This is a genomic window from Pseudoalteromonas sp. Angola-4, assembly GCF_028599265.1.
Taxonomy (GTDB): Bacteria; Pseudomonadota; Gammaproteobacteria; order Enterobacterales; family Alteromonadaceae; genus Pseudoalteromonas; species Pseudoalteromonas atlantica.
In genome coordinates this window covers 385,577-406,686 of record NZ_JAQREK010000003.1, presented here as the reverse complement: position 1 = coordinate 406,686, position 21,110 = coordinate 385,577, and the positions used below count along the sequence as shown (strand labels likewise).

Here is a 21,110-nt window from a genome sequence, read left to right as displayed (position 1 = left end):
AACAGGCGCTGCCCGAAGGGTTCTGCCTAGGGGCCATTTACTCTTTGTTGCTCGGTTTTTACTTAGCCCACTAGGTTACAAACCTCGCGCCGCGATTAAATGGCCCCTAGATTGAACAAATTTCAATCCTGAAAGGTCAACAGGCCCTAATTAGTTTAAAGTACTCTCAAGTGAGAGTAATTTCAAATGGGCGCATGTTTTAGCCTGTAAATAAAAATGCACAGTTTTCACTGTGTGTAAATGCGATGAGAAAGTAATAATGGAAATAGATCTAGAGCAGTTTTTGCCTTATCAGTTGAACCAAATGGCAAATCTCATAAGCGATGATTTTGCGCGTGTTTATCAGCAAAAATACAACTTAACCATCCCTCAATGGCGGGTGTTGGCAAACTTAGCGCAATATGGCAAAAGCAATGCAAAAGATTTATGTACACAGGCCAATATGGACAAGTCAACGGTTTCACGAGTTATAAAATCATTACTGCAAAGAGGGTATGTAGAAGCACAACTAAATCAGCAAGATAAGCGAGTAACGCAGGTTATGTTAAATGAGCAGGGCAATGCACTTTACAAGCTCATAGCACGTGATGCACAAAACTGGGAAGGGCAATTAGCTGAAAAATTTAGTAAGCAGCAACAAGTCCAATTGCTAAATTTACTAAAAGAGCTTAAAGGTGCCTTATAAAATCAATCCGCAATAATACTTAATCATTTTGAGGGGCTAAATGTGTCGCTATCTGCGTTATTAAATTTTCATTTAGAAAGCTAAATAGCAATTTTTTGCCTAGCTCTCAACACATATATCCATCATTAAAATAGATCATTTAATTAAGCTGGTTGGTAAAAAAAAGCCCATCAAAAGATGGGCTTTAATTAGTCGTTTTTTACGCTAATGCGATTAAAAAGTGTAACGAACACCTACACGCATTTGCCATAATGACGCATCAGATTGTACTGATGTATTTGCGTTGTTTTCATTAAAGCCAGAGTAAACGTAACGGCCTTGCTCATCAATTGATGTTGAAATCATGCTAGCGCCAACGAAAGGACCTTTTTTAAGTACGCCCCAATCATCGTTTAATAGGTTAGTTAAGTTATCAATTACGAAGAACGCTTCACCTTTATGGCCATCCATAAAGCCTGGTAATTCTTGAGTAACTTTAAAGTTAAATTTAACAAACCAATCTGAGTTTTCAGCATTACGGCCAGTGATTTCACCACGCTCTAAACCGTTAGACGCGATGAAATCGTTAAACGCGTTAATTTCATCAGCGCTCATGTCGTAAACAACGTTAGGATCGTTTTCAAGTGGTACGTAAAGTAACTGACGGTCACCATTCCAGTTAGCATCGCCCCATACATTTTCGTCGCTACCATCAAATGTGTAGCTGTATGGTAAGCCTTTGTATGCTTCACCGTATAGGTTAAAGCGAGTAGCAAAACCATCAACAAACTCATGCGTGTAGCCAAGCGTCATAGTAAAACGATGTGGGATTTCGTAATCTGATGATGCAACACCAGGGTTACCAGGATCCGTTAGCGCAATATTACCGTAGTTTGAGCCGGCAACAGAGCTTGTCATTGGGTTAACATCGTCTGAATCTGTGTATGCGTAACCAAAGTTAACGCTTACGCCATTGTCAAACATTTTGCTTACAGCTAATGAAATAACCGATGAATCACCGCTATCACCACTTACATTTGTAAGAAGGTATTCACCATCACGGCCTTCGATTGACTCGTAAATAGGACGACCATCAAATGTAGTTTCGCCCGAATCCTGAAGTGCGATGTCGCGCATTAAGGCAGCATCTTTCTTCTTAGAGTATAAGTAATCAAGTGAAATTACATACTCGTTTTCAGTTGTGTATGTTGCACCGATTGAGTATTTCCACTCTGAAGGAATTTCAAAGTCTGGGTCAACTGCATTTACTGTAGCATCACCTGAGCCAATTACAGTGTTAGCAACTTCATCAAACATCTCTTGCGGTACTTCAAAACCAGGCGCGCCGCCATTTACGTTTGGCGTGTTGAATAAATCAACCGAGCTGCGGAATGTACCGATGTTTGTAATACCATCGTTAGAGTAAGAGTTAGATAACCAAACATTTGGGTTACCACCAGAGAATAAGCCAACACCAGCACGAACTTCTAACTCGTCTGTTGCATACCACTGGAAGCCAACACGTGGTTGAAGTAAATCAATACCATCAAACGTGCTTTGGTTACTAAAACCATAGCGGTCAGTATAGTTTTGGTTAAAGTTTGGTACGTCATCACTTGTGTATTTATCGTAGCGTAAACCAAATGTGATGTTTGCATCTAAGTCTGTAAATGCATATTCGTCTTGAACATAAAACGTATGCTGAGCGTATGAGAAACTTGCAGCCGCATCGTTAGGATCATTAGTACCGGCAGCATTGTTGTAGTAAACAGCGTTTGCGATACCTTGCTCAAATAAATCAATACCCGTTACGTCTGAATCTCTTTCGTTATAAAAACGGTACTCGCCTTCAGTTTGTTGTACGAATAAGTTAAATACGTCTAACTCTTCAAACTCATAGCCAGCTGTAATGGTATGTTGGTCAAGGTAGTAAGTACCCGCTACTTTAAATGTAGTGGTATCGTAATCTAAATCATTTGATTGACGAGAATCATCTGGACCAATGTAAACTGTACCACCGTTACCTGTGCTTATTTGCATTTCACCAAAGCTGCTTGCAGCATCAAGCGATTGTACCGTTGCGTCTAATTCTGATTTACCAATACGAACTTCAGTTGAAAAATCATCTGACCAATCTGAATACACAGACGCGATAATTGAAGTAAATTCTGCACTTTGGTCGTAAAAGTGGTTTGATAGTGAAACACGGCTAGAACCAGTGTCTGACTGTGAAACCGTATTACCGTCGTTGTAGTTGTAGATTAAGTTTGCACGGTGATCTTCGTTGATGTTCCAATCTAATTTAACTAAGATTTTTTCATCTTCAACAGGCATACTTGAAGGCATACCGCCTACGTCATAGCCATATACAGTTTGAGCAATGTTTGTAATACGAGCAATATCATCTGCAGTTACACTGCCGCTGCTTAAACCGTCGTAGTTAAACTGTTGCACACCTTCAAGCTTTTCGTATGAAGTGAATAAAAACAGTTTATCTTCGATTAACGGTAAGCCAACGTTAAAGCCGTAACGTTTTTCGGTGTAGTTACCGTTATCAACGTCTTCGCCTTCGATTTTATCGCCTTTTAATGAATCGCTTGTGTAATCATAGAAGATGCCACCGTGAACTTCATTTCCACCAGATTTTGTTACCGCATTAATGTTACATGAGGTAAAGCCACCGTACTGTACGTCAAATGGTGCTAGCTCAGCTGAAACCTGTTCAATTGAATCAAAAGAGAAAGGGGCACGAATAGTTGGGTAACCGTTAGAGCTTAAACCAAAGTTATCGTTCATACGAACGCCATCTAGCGTTAAGCTGTTGTAACGAGGGTTACCACCACCACAGTTAATTGAACCGCGGCTATCATCAATTGTGATACGCGGGTCAATACGAATGATATCTTTTAAATCACGGTTAATAGCAGGCGTGTTTTCAAGATCAGTTAAAGTAAATGTAGACGCTGGGCCAGTACCACCAGACATAGAGCTGATAGGTGCACCCGTTACTACAATTTGCTCCATGCTTGATTGTGGCTCAAGTGCAGCATTTACTGGGTAATCGTTACCAATGTTTAGGATAATATTATTAAATTCTTGATCAGCATAAACATCAGAATCAACGATTACCTTGTAAGGACCACCAACACGAAGGCCTTTAGCAGTAAAGTAACCTGCATCATTTGCTTCTGTTGTTTTAACTGAGCCAGACGGTACGTGTAAAATTGTTATTTTGGTACCTGGAGCTGGGTTACCGTTTGGACCGGTAATTTGACCCTTAATCGCAGAGGTTGTTTCGTTGGCGAATGCAGCGCCACTTACACTTACACACGCAGCGATAGCAAGTGAGAGTGCTGTTTTTTGAAGTTTAGTCTTCATTTTCATTTCCCGTGAAAGTTATAATTAAATTGTTATTTTAAGTAGTATAAAGTCAGCAGTGTTGTTGAATTTATACTCTTGTAATATGCAAAATTAATTTGCACAATTTATACTTGTATACTTAACTAAATTTGGATTAATTACTTATTGTTATGTTACCGCCGTTATGTGACAGTATTATGAAATGCAAACTTTATAATTCCTTTTACAATTAATTATTTACATTTTGTAATTAATACATTTTTAGCTGTATTATTTTAGCTATACTCCAGAGAGTGTATAAACATAAATTAATTCCCGTGTGTAGGTTTTTTATTTATAGGTTGATTGTTATTTTGTCGTTATTTTTAATTTTTTAATGTCATCTGACGAATCAAATAAATAGTTCAATACACCCGCAAGCCTAACGCCTGCTTTTTGCAAACGCTGCTTAACAAGCGGATTGTATTTGAAAACATAACTATAGCTCACTTCATCACTGGTTGAGGTATAAATATCTTCGGCCAGTTTGTGAGATTCCATCAGCCAAGTAGTAGGGCTGCTGTTTAAGTATGTTTTAATTAATGCTGCATCGTCGGTATCTATAAACTTAGCGTATTCAGTGTAAGCTAAGTTTTCATTTTCTATTAATCCAGTGTCCCAAAGGCTATGTAAATTGGTTTCGTTGTCAAAAAAATCAACTTTAATTAAATTGCCGCCTCTATCTTCACTTCGCCCAGCATGAAATGGTTGATGGCTGTCGCCAACCAAGTGAACTAAAAACTTTAAAGCAAACTGTTTTTCATTAAGGGAAGAGGTAGATGACTGAAGTGTATTAATAGAGAAGTAAATACCTTCTAGAATATTTGTTACATCGTCTTTGCTGTGTGTATGTGCGTGATTTAGAGAAAGTGTTTTATTTTTAGGAAGGTTTATGTAGTGCCAGCGCGAAGATTTTTTACGCCAAAATAGTTCAGGACTAGATCGCATTTCATCTGCCCAAGTAGAAATTTGAGCTAGGGATTGTCCTTCTAATAGTGGCAACAGGTTATGAACTGTTTCGTCACTCAAATGTTGCTCAGCAATATGCCCAACAATTCGATGACCATTTTGACCCCACGCATACGCTTTAGAAGTTGTAAAAACAGCACCAATTATTAACGTTGTTGCTACGAGAGTAGCAATTTTAATGCGCATCAATGTTTCCTGCATTTATTTTTATTCACCTATTAGCTGGTGTAAACATTGTGATTGTTTTTGCTAAATATAGAAAGGAGTCAAGAGTATTCATTATTTCTTATTCATAATTGCATTAAATCAATGACTTACCTTTGATGGGTAAAATTACCTGTTGTAATAAGTAAATAATATTGTTCAAATAAAGCCTTAGCGTTGTTAGGTACATCTTATTGATGGGGTTTGGAAAGGTCATGTTACATAAACTGTCGTTTGTTACACTTTTGTTTCTGGTTATGGTTGCTGCATGGTCTGTTGGAAAGGTGAGCGTTAAAAGTGATGAAATAAATTTCCCAGAACTAATAAAAACGTCAACACAATGTTATACAACAGCCAGTGAAAACAAAAATCAGCTTATTGTATTTACGCCATCGCAAAGCGTGGCAGAGAAGCTTACAGAGTCTCTATGCCTTGATACCGTGGTAACGAAACAATACGGTTCAGTTAAAGGTTACTGGGGTGACAGTACAACGGAAAGCTTCGATTTTGTCGGCAAAGGGATTGCAGACCTCGTACTTGCAAAAAATAATATAATGGATGCCTTTAATGCAGAGCTAACTTATAACTATCAATCTGTGGTGGGCTTTTCTGATTACACCGCATTTTTTATCTCCTCAAAAGAAAAGCCACGCTTAACAAAACAATACTTTTTAGATAAGCGTATAGGCTTATTAGATTACCCTACAAGCCGCTCTGGCCATATACTTCCAAAGAAAATGTTTAAAGATTTAAATATCAACTTAGCCAATCTAGATATTACTTACGCCAGTTCGCACAGCGAGCTTCGTGACTTATTAGCTAATGGGCAGGTCGATATTATTGCGTCTTTTTGGAAAGAAAGTGATGCTGCTCGTTTTTCAAAAAATTATATAACCCCTTTAAGTAATAAAATTTCAGGTTCGCGCTGGTATCTAAAAATGCAGCAAAACAATACAGACCTTTTATGTGCTGTACAGCGTCATATTCTTGATATGTCAAAGGAGCAAAAACTGAGTTACTACAAAGAGGCGCAATCATACTGGGATTGCAGTTCAGAGCAGGTAACAGCTAAAGATGAGAGCGTTAAAAATGGATAAGTATAAATATGTTTTTTTTGGCTGCGCTGTTTTTATTATTAACTGTTTAGTGTTTTATGTGTCTTTAATTAATGAGCAGAGTGACGCTATTAAACGCCAGGTTATTGAAACCGAAAAACAAGTTGCACTGGATTTACCGTTAATTGCGCTCTCTAATGAGCTTTTAAAGCACTCGGGTAACCAACATGCAGTGCAAGACTACTTATTAAAGCTCAACGGCTATTTAGACAATAATCTTCGCTTAGTTAAAATTGTGCCAAAATCTGCTAAACCTTTAACTTTAAAGCCAAACCAGTTTGTAAGAACACTCAAGTCGAGCACTACCCATGCCTCTTTAGTGTTTGAGAAAAACGCACAGTTTTGGTCAGAAAACAGGTTTTTAATTTGCTTGTTATTTTTGGTTTTGAGTATTTTATTTAGCAAATGGCTGAAGTCTATTATAGGTATGCCTGTAGATGCTAAAGGCCCATCACTGAACGCTGGTACCGACTTAGGAAAACCAAAAGAGCTGGCATTGATCATTGATTTAAACACTAAAACACTCAGTAATAGTTATATGCCTGAGGCTACAGTGTGTTTAGCTAACAAACCGCTATGCTTTTATTTAGCATTAATAGAGTTTTGTCGTGATAATAAAGATGTTGTGCTAAATCAAAATAAATACGTGCCAGATGAGCTTATAGAGCTTGCTAATAAGTACTTTTATAGGTTGATTGAGCTTGGGCATACTATACGTAAGCGGCCAAATTTTAATAGCAGCTTAGAAAAAACACTCAGTGAGATTCGTGCAGCCCTAGACGAAGTCTTAAACGAACACCCTGATATGAAAGATATTTATTATCCGCCTAAAGCATATGGCGAGGGCTCTCGCTCACGTTTACACAGTTACGGTTTAATAAATATTGCAAAGGGAAACATAGAAATAAAAGGAAAGTAGTCAGCTACTTTCCTTAAACATTATCTTTTAATAACGTTTTGTTATTTAGGTGCAAACTGCGCAGCTTTAAGTGGACTATTTTGCGATACAAAGGTTTTAAGTGCCTGGGCATCGGTTTCATCTGTGCTAACAAACCCTTTGAGTTTATTAATAGCAGGGTAACCATCACCACCTGATGCGTTATAGCTATTTAAACTCATACGGTAAGTTTTATTTTCATCAAGTGGCTTACCATCAATGAGTACACTGACTAATTTGCCATTTTTACGGGTAAACGCTAATTTGTGATATTGCAAATAGGCACCTGCATCAACAGGGAAGCTGGTCACTGTTTCTAAGTAGTTCCATAAATCACGCCCTTGCCAGTCCATGTAAGTAATGCGATTTTTAAACGGGTGTACTTTTAAAATATCTTTATAGCTAATATCGCCAGCTTCAATAGAGCTTCTTATTCCGCCACCACTAATAAGGCCAAAGTCGGCGCCAACCACATTCATTTGTGCCTGTATAATCACACGCGCTAAATTAGTTTGTTGGTAACGTACCTTGTTTCTATCGCCCTCTAAACGCGCATCAACACTGCCAATTTTACCTGCAATTTGTTTTGCGCCTTTTGCTTGGTAACTTGCTAAAAAAGCTTCTAGGGTCGGATCGGGTTTAATGTATTCGTTGGCTAATACTTGTTTACTAGACCCGTCGGCTTGAATTTCATCAACATATAAATTAACTGGCAGCAATTTATAATCGAGTAGGGTGAGCTTTTCGTTTTCTAGCTTAAACTCTGCCTTACCCACATACTTACCCCACTCATGTGCTTGCATAATCCATGTACCGTTTTGCTGATCGGGCTTACACGCAAGACCGGGTTTAAAGTTATCGTCATTTTTATTTTTAGCTGCCATACAAACCGGCTCTTGCGAGTGACCACCAATAATCATATCTAAGGTATTAGCGGGTAAAGAGCGGGCAAGTGTGACATCACCCGGGGCATTAATCCCAAAGTTTGCATCTACATAATGACCCATGTGAGTAAGTGCAATAGTGATATCGGGGTTGTATTGCTCATTAATTTTTTTAGCGAGAGCTGCCGTCACATCAACAGGGTCTTTAAATTCTAAATGGCCAATATATTGTGGGTTAGCTATTTTAGCGGTGTCTGTAGTGGTAAGTCCTATAACCGCAATTTTTAAGCCCCCCTTTTCAAAAATTTTATAGCCTTGAAATGCGCTTTCCCCAGTTGCTTTGTCAAAAATATTTGCAGACAGTAAGGGAAAGGTAGCCCATTGTTGTTGCTTAGTTAAAACGCTCAGTGGATTATCAAATTCATGGTTACCAATGGCCATAGCATCGTAACCGAGTAACGACATCCCCTTAAAATCAGGCTCTGCGTGTTGTAAGTCTGACTCAGGTATACCGGTGTTAATATCACCGCCAGAAAGCAGCAATACTGCATGGCCTTGCTGTTGAGCTTTGTTACGTAAAGCGTCAATTAACGTTTTACGCGCTGCCATACCATATTCACCTTTTTCGTTATGCCAAAAGCGCCCGTGATTATCGTTAGTATGTAATACAGTAATATACTGTGGGGCAGTGGAGGTGTTTAAAGGTGAGTTTGTACAACCTATAACAGATAAAATAATTGAAAATAAAATAATTATACGCATGAAATACCCATTTATTATGGTGTGCTTAATTTATTAGGCGGTTAGTTTAAACTAATTTAGCGATAAATAACGTACTTATTTTATACTTTTTTATATTCGAGTTTTAAAAGTAATATTAAATTATTAAATGCTTTTACACAAAGCGAATACAGCGAGTGTTATTTAAAAGAATATGTAATGAAGTGTAACTAAAAGGGTGTTAATTGTAGTTGTGCCTTCTAAATGCTTTTCCTTGGCGTATAGTGTGGATTAGTATTAACACTTAATTTAAATAACAATAACAAAAAGGACTCATAATGAAAAAGTGCCTGATTGGCTCACTACTTGCGTTTTCGTGCTTTACTAGCCAAGCCACTATTGTTGAAATGCAAACTTCGCACGGGGTGATAGAGCTTAACTTGTTTGATCAACAAGCCCCCAATACGGTTGCTAACTTTTTAAGTTATATTGAAGATGACGCATATAACCAAACCGTAATACACCGCTCAGTCAGCGACTTTGTAATACAAGGCGGTGGCTTTACATTTACCGACGAATTAGTGCCAATAACCACCAAGCCTGCTGTTGTTAATGAGCCTGTTTTATCTAATGTGAAGGGCACAATCGCGATGGCTAAATTAGCCAACGATGAAAACAGCGCAACGAGCCAGTGGTTTTTTAATATGGTTGATAATAGCGAAGCGCTTGATACCCAAAATGGCGGTTTTACAGTATTTGGACAAATTACAGCGCAAAGCCAAGCTACGCTCGATAATATTGCTGGATTGGTACACTGCGGCGATATCCCATTGGTTGATATAACCAGTGAACAATGCTCAAGTAGCGATGTCGCTCTTAGCAGCGCTAACTTTGTAACTATTAATAGTGTGGTGGTATTAGATGACGACCCGCTTTCATCTGCCAACTTAAACCCAACAGCCAATACATTAATAAGCCAAGACGATTCATCAGCAGAGGCTGGCTCATCAAGCAGTTCGGGTGGGAGTATGGGTGTTGGTTTTTGCTTAATTGCACTGCTTGGTGTGGGTAAACGCTTAAAACGCGCTAAATACTAATTATGTGTTAAACAGTAAATAAAAAAGCGGCTAATTAAGCCGCTTTTACTAAAATGCTAAAATTCGCCAAACAATCGCGAGCCATAAAGCAAACACACTGGCGCAGCCTAGTAAAAAAACATTAAATCGCAGTCTTACATTATTACTGCCAATATGAATAACCGTATGCACAATACGCGAAATAACAAATAAGCACGCAAGCGCAGTAATTAAGTAGCTAGCGCTGTTAAGTTGCAATGCAACAATACAACCGATATAAAAAAGCACTGGTATTTCAAACTGATTGGTAAAGTTTCTATCTGCTACGCGTACGGTATCGCCTGCGTTATCAAGGCGCATGGTTTTAAAATCGCTCAACTGTAATTGTTTGTTTTTTGCAGCAGCAAAGCGTCGCTTGCCCATAATTAACATTACAACGAGCGATAACGTTACTTGTGCAAACATGGCGAGTATTATTATTTTTTCCATTCTATTTCCTTCGTTATTATTTTACTGACTTTAAGTATGCAGGTGTTTTTCACAATGTGTTACATAAATTAGTATTATTTTGTGGTAAACCCTTAATTGTTAGTGTTAATTTAGCTCTATTACGTTGTTTTGAGCGCATCCTAAGCGCAATTTTAATGGAAAAACAAAATGAAAAAAATTCTTGGTTTTAGCGTCATCGCTTTAGCAGTTTTAAGTGGCTGTACTAATACATCATCTACCTCATCGGTTGCTAGTTCTTCGCAAAGCTCCTTACTCTCAGACACATTAGTTGTAAGCCCAAATGATACGCGCGAATATAAAACCCTTACCCTCGAAAACGAAATAGAAGTCATTTTAGTCTCTGATCCAAGCGCTGAAAAATCAGCAGCATCGCTAAGTGTAGGCGTAGGCTTACTACACGACCCTATGATGCAGCAGGGTATGGCACATTACTTAGAGCATATGCTTTTTTTAGGCACAGAGCGCTACCCCGATACAAAAGGCTACTCTGACTTTATGACCAAAAATGGCGGGGTAAATAATGCGTATACCTGGCTCGATATTACAAACTACATGTTTAAAATTAATAACGATGCCTTTGATGAAGCGCTAGACCGTTTTGCTGATTTTTTTAAAGCCCCCAAGCTGTACCCTGAATATGCAGATAAAGAAAAAAACGCTGTAAATGCCGAGTGGTCAATGCGCCGCGAAATGGACTTTTTTGGCCAGTTTAAACTTGCCCGTAAAATGATGGGTGATCACCCGGCAAATCGCTTTTTAATTGGTAACCTAGAAACGCTAGGAGACAAAGAAGGCAGTCAATTACACAAAGAAACGGTCGACTTTTACAATAAATACTATTCATCTAACATCATGAAAGTGGCGCTTATTTCAAATTTGCCAATTGAGCAAATGGAGCAAAAAGCAAAAACTTATTTTGCCGATATCGAAAATAAACACATTGAAAAGCCAACCGTTACCGCAGAGCTTGATTTTGATAAAGCCGGTGGCAAAAAAGTATATTACTCACCTAATGAAGACGTAAAACAGCTGCAACTTGAGTTTACTATTAATAACAACAGCAGCGACTTTGCGGTTAAACCTAACCGTTATGTCAGTTATTTATTAAGTAATGAGATGCCAGGTAGCCCGGCACAATTACTACGCGACAAAGGCTGGGTATCGCAATTAACTGCGTCTCCTTCTCCTAGTCAGTACGGCAATTACGGTGCGCTTACTATTTCGCTTGAATTAACCGATGAAGGCATGAAAAACCGCGAAACAATTGTCGCAACTATTATGCAATACATTGAACTGATTAAAAAAGAAGGTGTAGATGCTAAGTACTTTAATGAAATTCGTACATCACTTAGCAATCAATTTAAGTTTTTAGAAAAAGGCGATGAGTTTAGCTATGTCAGCTCGCTTACTGGTAGCATGCAAGATTACCCATTAAATCATGCCATTGATGCGCCTTACTATTATGCCAAATTTGACGCAGAGGCGATAAACGAGGTACTTAAACAATTAAATGCCGATACGCTGCGCGTTTGGTATATTTCGCAACAAGAAGAAACCGACTCGCAACTGCATTTTTATGATGGTAAATACCGCATAGAAGATATTAGCGATGCCGAAATTGCCAGTTGGAAAACATCAAGCGAGTTTAAGCTTGCTTTACCAAGTGTAAATAACTTACTACCTGAAAGCTTTGCTATTAAAACAGCTGAGTTTAAAGAGCAAAAACACCCTGAACTGGCTTACGATAAAAACGGCGTAAAAGTATGGCGCCAAGCAAGCCAAAAATTTGCTGCCCAGCCAAAGGGGTTGGTTGAGGTATATATTAATACCCAGCCAGGCTTAAATGATATTAATGCTGAAGTACTTTACTCAGTATGGGCCGACTTATATAACATTCAACAAAGCCAACTAAGCACCGAAGCCGCCATTGCCGGCATGAGCGTTAACCTAGCGCCAAGTAATGGTTTAGTTTTATCAATGAGTGGCTTTACCGATAAGCAAGATGTACTTTTAAAACAAGCACTAAGCGGGTTAAAAGCCAACGTAACGGCACAAGCATTTACCCAAGCCATTGATCGCTACAAACGTGGCTTGTTAAATCAGCAAAAGCAATTTCCGTATGCACAAGCATTTGGCGCCTACTCAAAACTTATCCGCACAGGCAGTTTTGATACAGAGGCACTGATAAAAGCGGCAGAATCGTTAAGCGTTGCCGATTTAAACAAGCTAAAAACAGCCACATTTGCCACCAACGATCTACGTGTATTTAGCTACGGTAATTACAATCAACAAGATATAGAATCGATAGCCAATGAGTTAAGTGCCACTTTACCAAGCAATCATACATCGAGTGAGTTTGCGCGTAGTAAAGCATGGTTACCACAGCCAGGCGAAACGCGAGTATTGCAAAAAGATATTGATGTGGCCGATGTGGCAGTAGTTGATATGACCGTTCACCCAGTGCCAGGGTATAAACAAAAAGCGCAAGCTGCGGTGTTACAAAGCCACTTTAGAACCATTGCATTTGATAAAATGCGTACCGAAGAGCAACTTGCATACGCCGTAGGCGCGCTGGCTCGCCCAATAGAGGATTACTCGGCAATTGGCTTGTTTATTCAAACACCTGTTAAAGGACCAAAAGAAATACAGGCACGTTTTGATCAATTCAAAAAAGAGTACGCGGTAGAGCTTGATAATATGAGCTTAGATACTTTTGCTCAACTTAAAAATGCCACGCTTGTATCACTAAAAGAGCAGCCTAAAAACCTAAGCGATGAAATGGGGCCACTTATTACCGATTGGTATCGTGAAAACTTTAACTTTGACTCTAAGCAAAAGCTAATTGATGAAGTTGAAAAAGTAACGCTTGAGGATATTAAGCAGTACTACAAACAAACTATGTTAAACCCACAAGCCGCACGTTTAAATGTGCAGTTACGTGGTACTAAGTTTGTAGAAAGCGACTTTGCTGATTTACCAAATCAAACCAAAATTCAATCGCTTGAAACCTATTACAATGGTATTAAATTACAAAAATAAGCTATATATTTATACAGCTAAAAGAATACCAATCCGCTTAATTAAGTATTATTGTGGATTGGTAAAACACCCCAATGTAGTACTACATTGGGGTTTTTATTTATATTAACTCAATTTATGCCATAACAATAAAGCCGACAACGGCAAGTGCCGCGGCAACTAATGTATAAGGCAGTTGCGTTACTGCATGGCTCATTAAATTACAGCCAGAGCCTTGTGCTGCAAGTACGGTAGAGTCTGAGTAAAAACAGGCTTGGCTTCCAAATGATGAGGCCGATAACAACGCGCCAATAACCAGTGGAATATTTGCATCAACGGCAGTTGCCAGTGGCATAACTATTGGGATCGACACAGCAAAAATACCCCAACTAGAGCCTGTAGCAAACGCTAACACCGCCATAGCAATAAATACCACCGCCGGTAAGTATTGGGCAGTCATGTACGGGCTCAAACTACCGATCACAAACTGCGCTAAGCCAATTAAGTCGCACACATCTTTAAATATAAATGCGGCTATTACAGTGCCAATAGCCGGTATCATGCTTTTAAAGCCATCAAGCATGCGCTCTATCATTTCGCTAAAGCTCATTAATTTTTGTAGTGCATAAAAAGGAAGCGTTACCGCCATAGTTGCCAATAAGCCTTTATATACATCTATTTCAAAGTAAACTGTAAAGGCTGCTAGTAAAATTATAGGCAGTAAAAAGTTGTGTAATTTTCCTTTAGGGTCTGCATCTTCAAAGCTTTCTTCTACTGCTTTTACAGCGTATTCGTCGGCTGTTTGAATATCACTAAATTGCGCAGGGTCTACAGTGGCTTGCTCAACGTGCGCTAACCTTTCGGCTTTTTTCATAGGCCCAATAGCAGGTATTACACCCAGTACCACTAACAAAACCACCAATACTGCAAACCAGGCGTAAAACATATAAGGAATGGCTTGAATATAAACCGCAATGCCTTTGCCTTCCTCGGCAATGCCGTTATCGACTAACAAGCCGCCAAAAAATACAGCCCAAGTCGATAAAGGGACAAGTACGCAAATAGGTGCCGCTGTTGAATCTACAACGTAGGCAAGCATTTCTCGGCTAACTTTAAATTTATCGGTAATGCGTTTCATCGTTTCACCAACGGTAAGCGCATTTAAATAGTCATCAATAAAAATAACCACACCTAAACAAAAGGTCATAAATAAAGAAGAGCGTTTACCTTTAGTGTATTTTAGCGCTAATTTGCCAAACGCCGACGCACCGCCAGTGCGCACTAATAAAGCGATTAAAGCGCCAAAGCCTCCGCACACGAGTATTAACCAACCTATGGTTTCGTCGGTCATTACTTTAAGTGATGTGCTGGCAAAGTTAGCATGCACCTGAGCTGGGTCGGCTATTACTAAGCCAACTAAAGCGCCAATAAGTAAAGATAAAATAGGGCGGCGTAAAACAACAGCCAATACCACAACCACCGCTGGTGGCAGTAAACTTAATGCAGAAGGTTCAAGCATTTAAAGATTCACAAAATTAAAAGCATATTTAAATAATAAATTGCTTAACAAAAACAAAGCAGGTAATAGTTATTACGTGCCAAGTCACTGCTTTTGCCGCGTAGGGTGCTTTGCTGTTATGTTAAATTAATAGCGAAAGGGAAACGCGTTGGCTTTGGCGCCAGACGGTGCAAGAGAAGCATGCCGCTATTGTTGTGCCTGTAAAAACATCGGCGCAAAAATAATCCGGTTTTGTATTTCAGTCAATAAAAATTTACGTACAAAATAACTTTTTATAGGAGATAATGTGGAGGCCGTATTTAAAACCCAACGTTTATTATTGCGCTATGCAAATGAGCACGATGCAGCCATGTTACTTACTTTGGTGAATCAGCCAAATTTTATAAAATATATTGGCGATAAAGCCATTTATACGCACAGCGATGCCAAGCGCTACATTGAGCAATCGTTTAGGGCAGCCCATAAACACCAAGGGTTTGGCCCTTATATTATTACTTTACACAATGGTGAAGTAGTAGGAGTTGTGGGTTTTTATAAACGCGACGTACTGCAACTGCCAGATTTAGGTTTTGCCTTGTTAACCCGTTATGAGAAAAACGGTTATATCTTTGAAGCGGCCAAAGCGCTATTACAAAATAGGCACACACTTGGGATAAAGCAGGTCAGTGCTATCTGCGCAGCCAATAACACCGCATCTCAGTGTGTATTATTAAAGTTAGGTTTTAATAGGGTAGGCAAGGCGGTTATTAATAATGATAAAACCGCCGTAATTATATATGGTTACTAAAGTCGCGCTTGCTCTATGGCTTTTGCTACGCTTAGGTTTATGTTTTGCCAAGTTTGCTCAAGAGTAGCCACTAAGCCATCGTAACCGTCATCTTCTATTGGAACTACATGCGAAAAATTATGCACACTAATTAGGCGGCGGCCGGTTTCTGGGTGGGTGTAATATAAGCGCCACAGGCCAGAAATATCAGCGTTGCCTTGCATATCACCATTAAAGTGGTGCACTTCATATTCAAGCTCGTAAAACGTTTGCTGATCAAGCTCGGTAATTACCGGTAAGCCCTTAATAACCATCCAATTAGGCATTGCATTAAAAAGGGTTTGTTGCGCTGTAGCGGTGAGCATCACATCGGGCGATTCACCCCATAGGTTGTAATTTGCCGCATGAATTTGGTTGCTATCAATTTTCATTGCTATGCCCAAATTATTTAATGCGCCTCTAAGGGCCACGGTTTGCACTCTTAATTGGGCATCAGTTTCTTTTACATGGCGTGATGATGAAGCAATGGGTTGTTCAAACTGATAATACTGCGTTGCGGTTTGAATTGACGCACTGCACCCTGCAAGGGTAATTAACACGGTTATGGCTAAAAATAAGTGTTTCATTATTGCTTCCTTGGTTGTGGATCAGCAGGGAGTGCTTTATCAAAAATAAACATATTAGGTTGTTCGTTTAAACCCCGTGTAAGCGGCTGAATTTCTTCACTTAAGCGTTTAAATTCAAGCAAGGTTTGCTGTAATTGATGATGAAACTCAGAGCCGGCCTGATAACTTGCCATGGTTTTATCAAATTGACGCATGGTCACTTCAAACTGCTCCATACTTTTGGTCATTTTATCAAAGTTACGGTTAAAATCGCCGGGTAAGTTTTGGGTATCTTTTTGGCTTAATAACGCACGCATTTCGTTAGCAAGCGCTTGGTAGTCGCTAAATGTAGCCTGCATTTGCGCTAGGCTGTCTTCAATTTTTAAATCGTTTACCTTGTTAAGCACATCCGAGACCTGATCGGCAAGCACCGTAATACCGCTAGAAATACTCGGAAATATATCATACTGGGCAAGCTTTGCTAAATGCGCTTTTGGGGCGTCGGGGTATATATCAAAATCTACATACACTGCGCCAGTTAAAAGGTTGCCAGGTTTTAAAGAAGCGCGCATACCATTTTTTATCCAGCCGGTTAGGCTACTTTGCCAAAACTCTTTGGCCGCTGCGCTATCGTGATATAAACGGCCATACTCTATTTTAATCAGTACCGGCACCGCCGTATTATGGTTTTTAAAATGTGCAGGTTTACCATTAACAATAACGTTAGCGGGGGCTTCTACCACGGTACCAATTCGGGTGCCGCGATATTCCACAGGCGCGCCGGGTCTTAGGCCACGTATAGATTGTTCAAAATCAATAATGTAGTAATCAAAGTCGTAAAAGCGCTCTTCTAGTGCTTCTTTGTAGCTTTGGCTTAGCGAAAAGTTGTGACCGTCTTGGGCTAAGTCGCCTGGGGCTTGTTGCTCTGGTAAGCCAACCGAAATACCGCCTTTGAGGAGTTTACTTAATGAGCCGGTACTTATATTAATGCCATCGGCCGACAAATCTATTTCAATGCCGGCATTAACCCAAAATATAGAGTTTAATGTTATGAGGTTTTGATACGGCTCGTTAATAAAAATACCGTACTTCATTGCTTGGTTTTTCCAGTCAAAAGTAGCGGTTTCTATTTGGCCTATTTTATAGTTTTTAAAAAATATCCCAGTGCTTACCTCCAGTACTTCAGCGTTGTAGCTGAGTAACTGAAAACGCCCACCTTTTACATCTTTACCAATAAGGGCTGGCTCATCTTGTAATACAAAACGCTCTTTTAGTTTTTTACTCTCCCCCGGTGAAAACTCTAAATAAACACCCGACAAAAGCGTACTCATACCACTAATGCCCGTTTCGTCTATACGAGGTTTAACAACCCAAATTTTGGCATCGTCGGTGAGGAGCTCATTATAGTTTTTGTCTATTTGTGCGCGGGCAATAACGCTATCTTGCGAGTCAGAAAGGCGTATAGCATCAATTTGACCAATTTTAACACTGCGCACTTTTATTTCTGTTTTACCTGCAATAATGCCTTCTGCGTGGGGCATTTTTATATAAATAGTAGGGCCTACATTTGCTTGGTATTGATACAACATCCATATACCAACTAATAAGGCTATCAGTGGAATAATCCAAATAGCAGAAATTTTTGGTTTTGTTGTTACATTAGCCGTTTCGGTCATGCTTTATTCTCTGAATGTTTGTTTTTTGGTGTATCCCACAACAAGCGCGGATCAAACGCATGTGCAGCCATCATTTGGCATATTACCATAACAGTAAAAAATACAATGCCTAGCCCTGGGGTAATTGACATTAAGTTGCCTAGTTGCACTAAGGCAACGAGTATAGCAACAACAAATACATCGATCATTGACCATTTGCCAATAAATTCAGTAAGTTGATAAATTTTAGTATAGCCTTTTGTGTGCTTGTTAGCAGGTTTTGCCACCATAATGCATAAAAAGCTAAGCACAAAGGCTTTGGCCAGTGGCACCACTACGCTGGCCAAAAATATAATGGCAGCAATGGGGTAGGAGCCACTTTTCCAAAGTGTCAGTACGCCGCCAATTAAGGTTGACGGTGACACATCACCCAGGCTGGTGGTGTGCATTATTGGTAATAGATTTGCAGGTATGTAACACAGCACAGAGGTCACTAACCAAGCCGTTGCTTTTTGAACACTGTTGGGGTTTCTTACATGGGTTTGAGTGTGACAACGCGGGCAAACACTACTTTTACACAGTTGATGGCATACGTGGCAAGCTTTAATGTTTTGATCAATAGCGCGCTTGGCATGTGCTGCGTCTTCAAGTGTTGTTGCTGGTTTAATATGTGCCCATAAGCGCGGCTTATTTAAATGGGCAAGCGCCGCAATATACATAATAACAAAGCCAATATATGCCCAAAAGCTGGTGCCAAAACTAATGTCGGCAAGCGACATAATTTTAACCATGCTTACTAACACGCCAATTAAAAATATTTCAGACATGATCCACGGCTCAAGGGCCAAGGTAAACTTGAGCAATCGCCTAGCGATGGCCTCAGGCAAGGATTGCAAAAGCCCAAGATGCATAGGAATAAGGATGATAAGTAAGCTCATTGGCAGCGCAATAATGCTTAAATCAATAAATAAGCCAAGTAACTCACTGTCGTAATTAAATAAAATTCGGGCAGCATCGGGCAGGGTGATGGTTTGCGTTATGCCGCTGCTACTAAAAGAAATAAACGGGTAAAACATGCTGCTTAATAGCATTAGTAATGAGCCAATACTTAGCGCAACCACTTTACTGTCGTTGTTTACATCGCCTTCGCACAACTTATGGTGACAATGCGGGCACACGGCCATTTGCTTATCGGCTATTGCGGGTATATCAATTATTAGGTCGCAGCACGGGCAAATTGTTTGCAAGTTATAACCATCAAAGAAGAATGTTTACGCAATTTTGCTATATTTAAGTTATTAATACAACGCGATTCATCATTAAGCGCAATAACAATATGTTAAGGATAGATGTGAGGCTGTTATTACTTTGCTTTATTAGCTGTTTTTTTATAAGCCCGCCAGTGTCTGCCGCTTGGCAAAAACAGCCAATTGTGATTGCTGCCAGTGCGACTATTCCTCCCTATGTAATAGAAAAAACAGATACGGGTATACAACTTAATATAATTAAAGCGGCACTTATTGAGCAAGGCTTAGATAATATTGTGGTTATTTACATGTCTAACAAGCGCGCCGAGCAGCAACTACATAGCGGTAATGTGGATATACTGCTTAATTACGCAGGAAAGCGCGGCGCAGGTATTTACCCTAGTCAGCCAGTATTGAGTTACAAAAATGTGGCGGTATCACTTAAAAAGCGCAACTTTACTATTGAGACTATAAAAGAGCTAAACAATAAAAGTGTATTAGGATTTCAACATGCGACAGCTTATTTACCGCCCCCATTTGCAAAAGGGGTTGCTCAGTTTGCAAGTTATGAAGAAGTAGTCAATCAGCGTGCGCAAGTCGATAGGCTAATGAAAGACTGGGTGGATGTAATTATCCTCGATGAGCGCATATTTCATTACTATAACAATGACTATACGCACTCATTACCCGTTAATATTCACCCAATTTTTCCAAAAGCCCCACGCCCTGCTTATTTTAACAACGCAGTGCTGCAAAAAACATTTGATAAAGGCCTGCTAACTATAAAAGCAAAGGGAAAATATCAACAAATAATGAGTGGTTACCACTAAGCTCATTAGTAAGCTAAGCGGTACTTAATCAAACAAAGCAACGGTTTGACGTGTCAAAGCAATTAGCTCCCCCGATTGCGACCAAATACAGCCATCTTCTAAGCCATAACCCCCTTTAGCATGATGTGTAATTGCTTCAAAGCCTAACCATTCACCGGGTGTAAGCGTTGGCTCTTGCACAAATTCTAAATACCACGACATGCTACTTGCTGGAGCCGGCTGTTTAAACATTTGTAATAATGTAGGAGGCCATGCATCGGTAAGGGCTATTATATGTGCTTCGGTAATTGCCTCTGGGGTATGTTTAAAGCGCATCCAGCCGCCTAAATGCGAGGTCTCTGCAGCGCTAAAAGGCATAGCGCCTTGTTGCGGACATAAATCAACATGCTGAAAAAACTCAGGCATTTGCCCTTCAATAAACGGCAATGTATGACGTGCATCCACAGGCTTTAATCCCATTTCTTTACTAACCGGTACATTAACACCCGATTGCCTATCAATAGCAAAACACGCTTGGACAATAACGCACACTTGTTCACTCTGAATCACTTTAGCTAATACCTGAGTACTGCTTTTACCTTGGCGTAAAATTTCAACTGACAATGAAAAAGGCGTGTCGGCAAGCAGCGGCCCAACAAAATTAGTGCTTAAAGACAGTAATCGTCTACTTGGGTCAATGTGTTTTCTGATTGCTTGATAAAGTAGTGCAGCAGAAAGGCCACCAAAAGCGGTTCTACCTTGGCACCAATTAGCAGGAAACTCCATTGTATTGCTGTTATTGGCAAGCGAACCCGAAGAAGAGCTTGAAATAGCAGAGGCTTGTTTTAATAAATCATCAAAATACATCGTTAATATCCTTGAAATTATCATTATCAGACATATATAGCACATAACAACTGGTCAGACTAGTTGTGTTAAATAGGTGTATTTGGCGTAAAAAACATCAAACCCTACTTTTATTAAGGTTTTTTGTTAAATAAATTACAAAAAAT

The 21,110-nt window shown here is 39.5% G+C and carries 16 protein-coding genes; 7 read left to right on the top strand and 9 right to left on the bottom strand.

Features of this window, described 5'->3' with window-relative positions:
- Positions 1-259 precede the first annotated feature (259 nt).
- Positions 260-685: a MarR family winged helix-turn-helix transcriptional regulator gene (locus PSH48_RS06525; RefSeq protein WP_264389821.1), complete on the top strand. Its 426-nt coding sequence runs from the start codon at positions 260-262 to the stop codon at positions 683-685.
- A gap of 213 nt (positions 686-898) precedes the next feature.
- Here the strand turns inward: PSH48_RS06525 and PSH48_RS06520 are convergent, their stop codons facing one another.
- Both PSH48_RS06520 and PSH48_RS06515 read right to left on the bottom strand, forming a co-directional pair.
- Positions 899-4,042: a TonB-dependent receptor gene (locus PSH48_RS06520; protein WP_273611158.1), complete on the bottom strand. Its 3,144-nt coding sequence runs from the start codon at positions 4,040-4,042 to the stop codon at positions 899-901.
- Positions 4,043-4,372: 330 nt separating this feature from the next.
- Positions 4,373-5,218 carry a S1/P1 nuclease gene (locus tag PSH48_RS06515; protein ID WP_273603091.1) on the bottom strand — a complete coding sequence of 282 codons (846 nt, stop codon included), beginning with the start codon at positions 5,216-5,218 and terminating at the stop codon, positions 4,373-4,375.
- Positions 5,219-5,451: 233 nt separating this feature from the next.
- Here PSH48_RS06515 and PSH48_RS06510 point away from each other — a divergent pair, with 233 nt between their 5' ends.
- Both PSH48_RS06510 and PSH48_RS06505 read left to right on the top strand, forming a co-directional pair.
- Entirely contained in the window at positions 5,452-6,333 is an 882-nt protein-coding gene (locus PSH48_RS06510; RefSeq protein ID WP_273611157.1) for a hypothetical protein, read from the top strand.
- A complete protein-coding gene (locus PSH48_RS06505) occupies positions 6,326-7,270 on the top strand; it encodes a hypothetical protein (protein ID WP_273611156.1) in 945 nt (314 codons plus the stop codon). The genes PSH48_RS06510 and PSH48_RS06505 overlap by 8 nt, the downstream gene beginning before the upstream one ends.
- Positions 7,271-7,311: 41 nt before the next feature.
- Here the strand turns inward: PSH48_RS06505 and ushA are convergent, their stop codons facing one another.
- A complete protein-coding gene (gene ushA / locus PSH48_RS06500; protein WP_273611155.1) occupies positions 7,312-8,934 on the bottom strand; it encodes a bifunctional UDP-sugar hydrolase/5'-nucleotidase UshA in 1,623 nt (540 codons plus the stop codon).
- A gap of 296 nt (positions 8,935-9,230) precedes the next feature.
- On the opposite strand from ushA, the gene PSH48_RS06495 reads away from it, so the two are divergent.
- Positions 9,231-9,989: a peptidylprolyl isomerase gene (locus tag PSH48_RS06495; protein ID WP_248443895.1), complete on the top strand. Its 759-nt coding sequence runs from the start codon at positions 9,231-9,233 to the stop codon at positions 9,987-9,989.
- Between the two features lie 48 nt (positions 9,990-10,037).
- Here the strand turns inward: PSH48_RS06495 and PSH48_RS06490 are convergent, their stop codons facing one another.
- The gene (locus PSH48_RS06490) at positions 10,038-10,457 is read right to left on the bottom strand and encodes an MAPEG family protein (protein WP_054981846.1); all 420 of its coding nucleotides are present in this window, start codon (positions 10,455-10,457) and stop codon (positions 10,038-10,040) included.
- 168 nt (positions 10,458-10,625) lie between these two features.
- Between PSH48_RS06490 and PSH48_RS06485 the strand changes: the two genes are divergently transcribed.
- Entirely contained in the window at positions 10,626-13,517 is a 2,892-nt protein-coding gene (locus tag PSH48_RS06485; RefSeq protein ID WP_273611154.1) for an insulinase family protein, read from the top strand.
- Positions 13,518-13,632: 115 nt separating this feature from the next.
- On the opposite strand, the gene PSH48_RS06480 is transcribed toward PSH48_RS06485, so the two are convergent.
- Positions 13,633-15,015 carry a Na+/H+ antiporter NhaC family protein gene (locus PSH48_RS06480; protein WP_273611153.1) on the bottom strand — a complete coding sequence of 461 codons (1,383 nt, stop codon included), beginning with the start codon at positions 15,013-15,015 and terminating at the stop codon, positions 13,633-13,635.
- 286 nt (positions 15,016-15,301) lie between these two features.
- On the opposite strand from PSH48_RS06480, the gene PSH48_RS06475 reads away from it, so the two are divergent.
- Positions 15,302-15,802 (top strand): GNAT family N-acetyltransferase, encoded by a 501-nt coding sequence (locus PSH48_RS06475; protein ID WP_054981849.1) that lies wholly within the window; start codon positions 15,302-15,304, stop codon positions 15,800-15,802.
- Here the strand turns inward: PSH48_RS06475 and PSH48_RS06470 are convergent.
- The 3 genes from PSH48_RS06470 to PSH48_RS06460 are packed head-to-tail and all read right to left on the bottom strand — an operon-like array spanning position 15,799 to position 19,225.
- Positions 15,799-16,407: a PqiC family protein gene (locus PSH48_RS06470; RefSeq protein WP_024031907.1), complete on the bottom strand. Its 609-nt coding sequence runs from the start codon at positions 16,405-16,407 to the stop codon at positions 15,799-15,801. The genes PSH48_RS06475 and PSH48_RS06470 overlap by 4 nt on opposite strands.
- The gene (gene pqiB / locus PSH48_RS06465) at positions 16,407-18,062 is read right to left on the bottom strand and encodes an intermembrane transport protein PqiB (RefSeq protein ID WP_273611152.1); all 1,656 of its coding nucleotides are present in this window, start codon (positions 18,060-18,062) and stop codon (positions 16,407-16,409) included. The genes PSH48_RS06470 and pqiB overlap by 1 nt, the downstream gene beginning before the upstream one ends.
- The gene (locus PSH48_RS06460; RefSeq protein ID WP_248443958.1) at positions 18,059-19,225 is read right to left on the bottom strand and encodes a paraquat-inducible protein A; all 1,167 of its coding nucleotides are present in this window, start codon (positions 19,223-19,225) and stop codon (positions 18,059-18,061) included. Before PSH48_RS06460 ends, pqiB begins: the two co-directional genes overlap by 4 nt.
- A gap of 167 nt (positions 19,226-19,392) precedes the next feature.
- Between PSH48_RS06460 and PSH48_RS06455 the strand changes: the two genes are divergently transcribed.
- Positions 19,393-20,118 carry a substrate-binding periplasmic protein gene (locus tag PSH48_RS06455; RefSeq protein WP_096042910.1) on the top strand — a complete coding sequence of 242 codons (726 nt, stop codon included), beginning with the start codon at positions 19,393-19,395 and terminating at the stop codon, positions 20,116-20,118.
- A gap of 24 nt (positions 20,119-20,142) precedes the next feature.
- On the opposite strand, the gene PSH48_RS06450 is transcribed toward PSH48_RS06455, so the two are convergent.
- Positions 20,143-20,964, bottom strand: coding sequence for a thioesterase family protein (locus PSH48_RS06450; RefSeq protein WP_273611151.1), 822 nt, complete (start codon positions 20,962-20,964; stop codon positions 20,143-20,145).
- Positions 20,965-21,110: the final 146 nt, after the last annotated feature.

Excerpts from the sequence above, each read along its gene's own strand:
- PSH48_RS06525 (WP_264389821.1), top strand. The coding sequence starts at position 260 with ATGGAAATAGATCTAGAGCAGTTTTTGCCTTATCAGTTGAACCAAATG.
- PSH48_RS06520 (WP_273611158.1), bottom strand. The coding sequence starts at position 4,042 with ATGAAGACTAAACTTCAAAAAACAGCACTCTCACTTGCTATCGCTGCG.
- PSH48_RS06515 (WP_273603091.1), bottom strand. The coding sequence starts at position 5,218 with ATGCGCATTAAAATTGCTACTCTCGTAGCAACAACGTTAATAATTGGT.
- PSH48_RS06510 (WP_273611157.1), top strand. The coding sequence starts at position 5,452 with ATGTTACATAAACTGTCGTTTGTTACACTTTTGTTTCTGGTTATGGTT.
- PSH48_RS06505 (WP_273611156.1), top strand. The coding sequence starts at position 6,326 with ATGGATAAGTATAAATATGTTTTTTTTGGCTGCGCTGTTTTTATTATT.
- ushA (WP_273611155.1), bottom strand. The coding sequence starts at position 8,934 with ATGCGTATAATTATTTTATTTTCAATTATTTTATCTGTTATAGGTTGT.
- PSH48_RS06495 (WP_248443895.1), top strand. The coding sequence starts at position 9,231 with ATGAAAAAGTGCCTGATTGGCTCACTACTTGCGTTTTCGTGCTTTACT.
- PSH48_RS06490 (WP_054981846.1), bottom strand. The coding sequence starts at position 10,457 with ATGGAAAAAATAATAATACTCGCCATGTTTGCACAAGTAACGTTATCG.
- PSH48_RS06485 (WP_273611154.1), top strand. The coding sequence starts at position 10,626 with ATGAAAAAAATTCTTGGTTTTAGCGTCATCGCTTTAGCAGTTTTAAGT.
- PSH48_RS06480 (WP_273611153.1), bottom strand. The coding sequence starts at position 15,015 with ATGCTTGAACCTTCTGCATTAAGTTTACTGCCACCAGCGGTGGTTGTG.
- PSH48_RS06470 (WP_024031907.1), bottom strand. The coding sequence starts at position 16,407 with ATGAAACACTTATTTTTAGCCATAACCGTGTTAATTACCCTTGCAGGG.
- pqiB (WP_273611152.1), bottom strand. The coding sequence starts at position 18,062 with ATGACCGAAACGGCTAATGTAACAACAAAACCAAAAATTTCTGCTATT.
- PSH48_RS06460 (WP_248443958.1), bottom strand. The coding sequence starts at position 19,225 with ATGGCCGTGTGCCCGCATTGTCACCATAAGTTGTGCGAAGGCGATGTA.
- PSH48_RS06450 (WP_273611151.1), bottom strand. The coding sequence starts at position 20,964 with ATGTATTTTGATGATTTATTAAAACAAGCCTCTGCTATTTCAAGCTCT.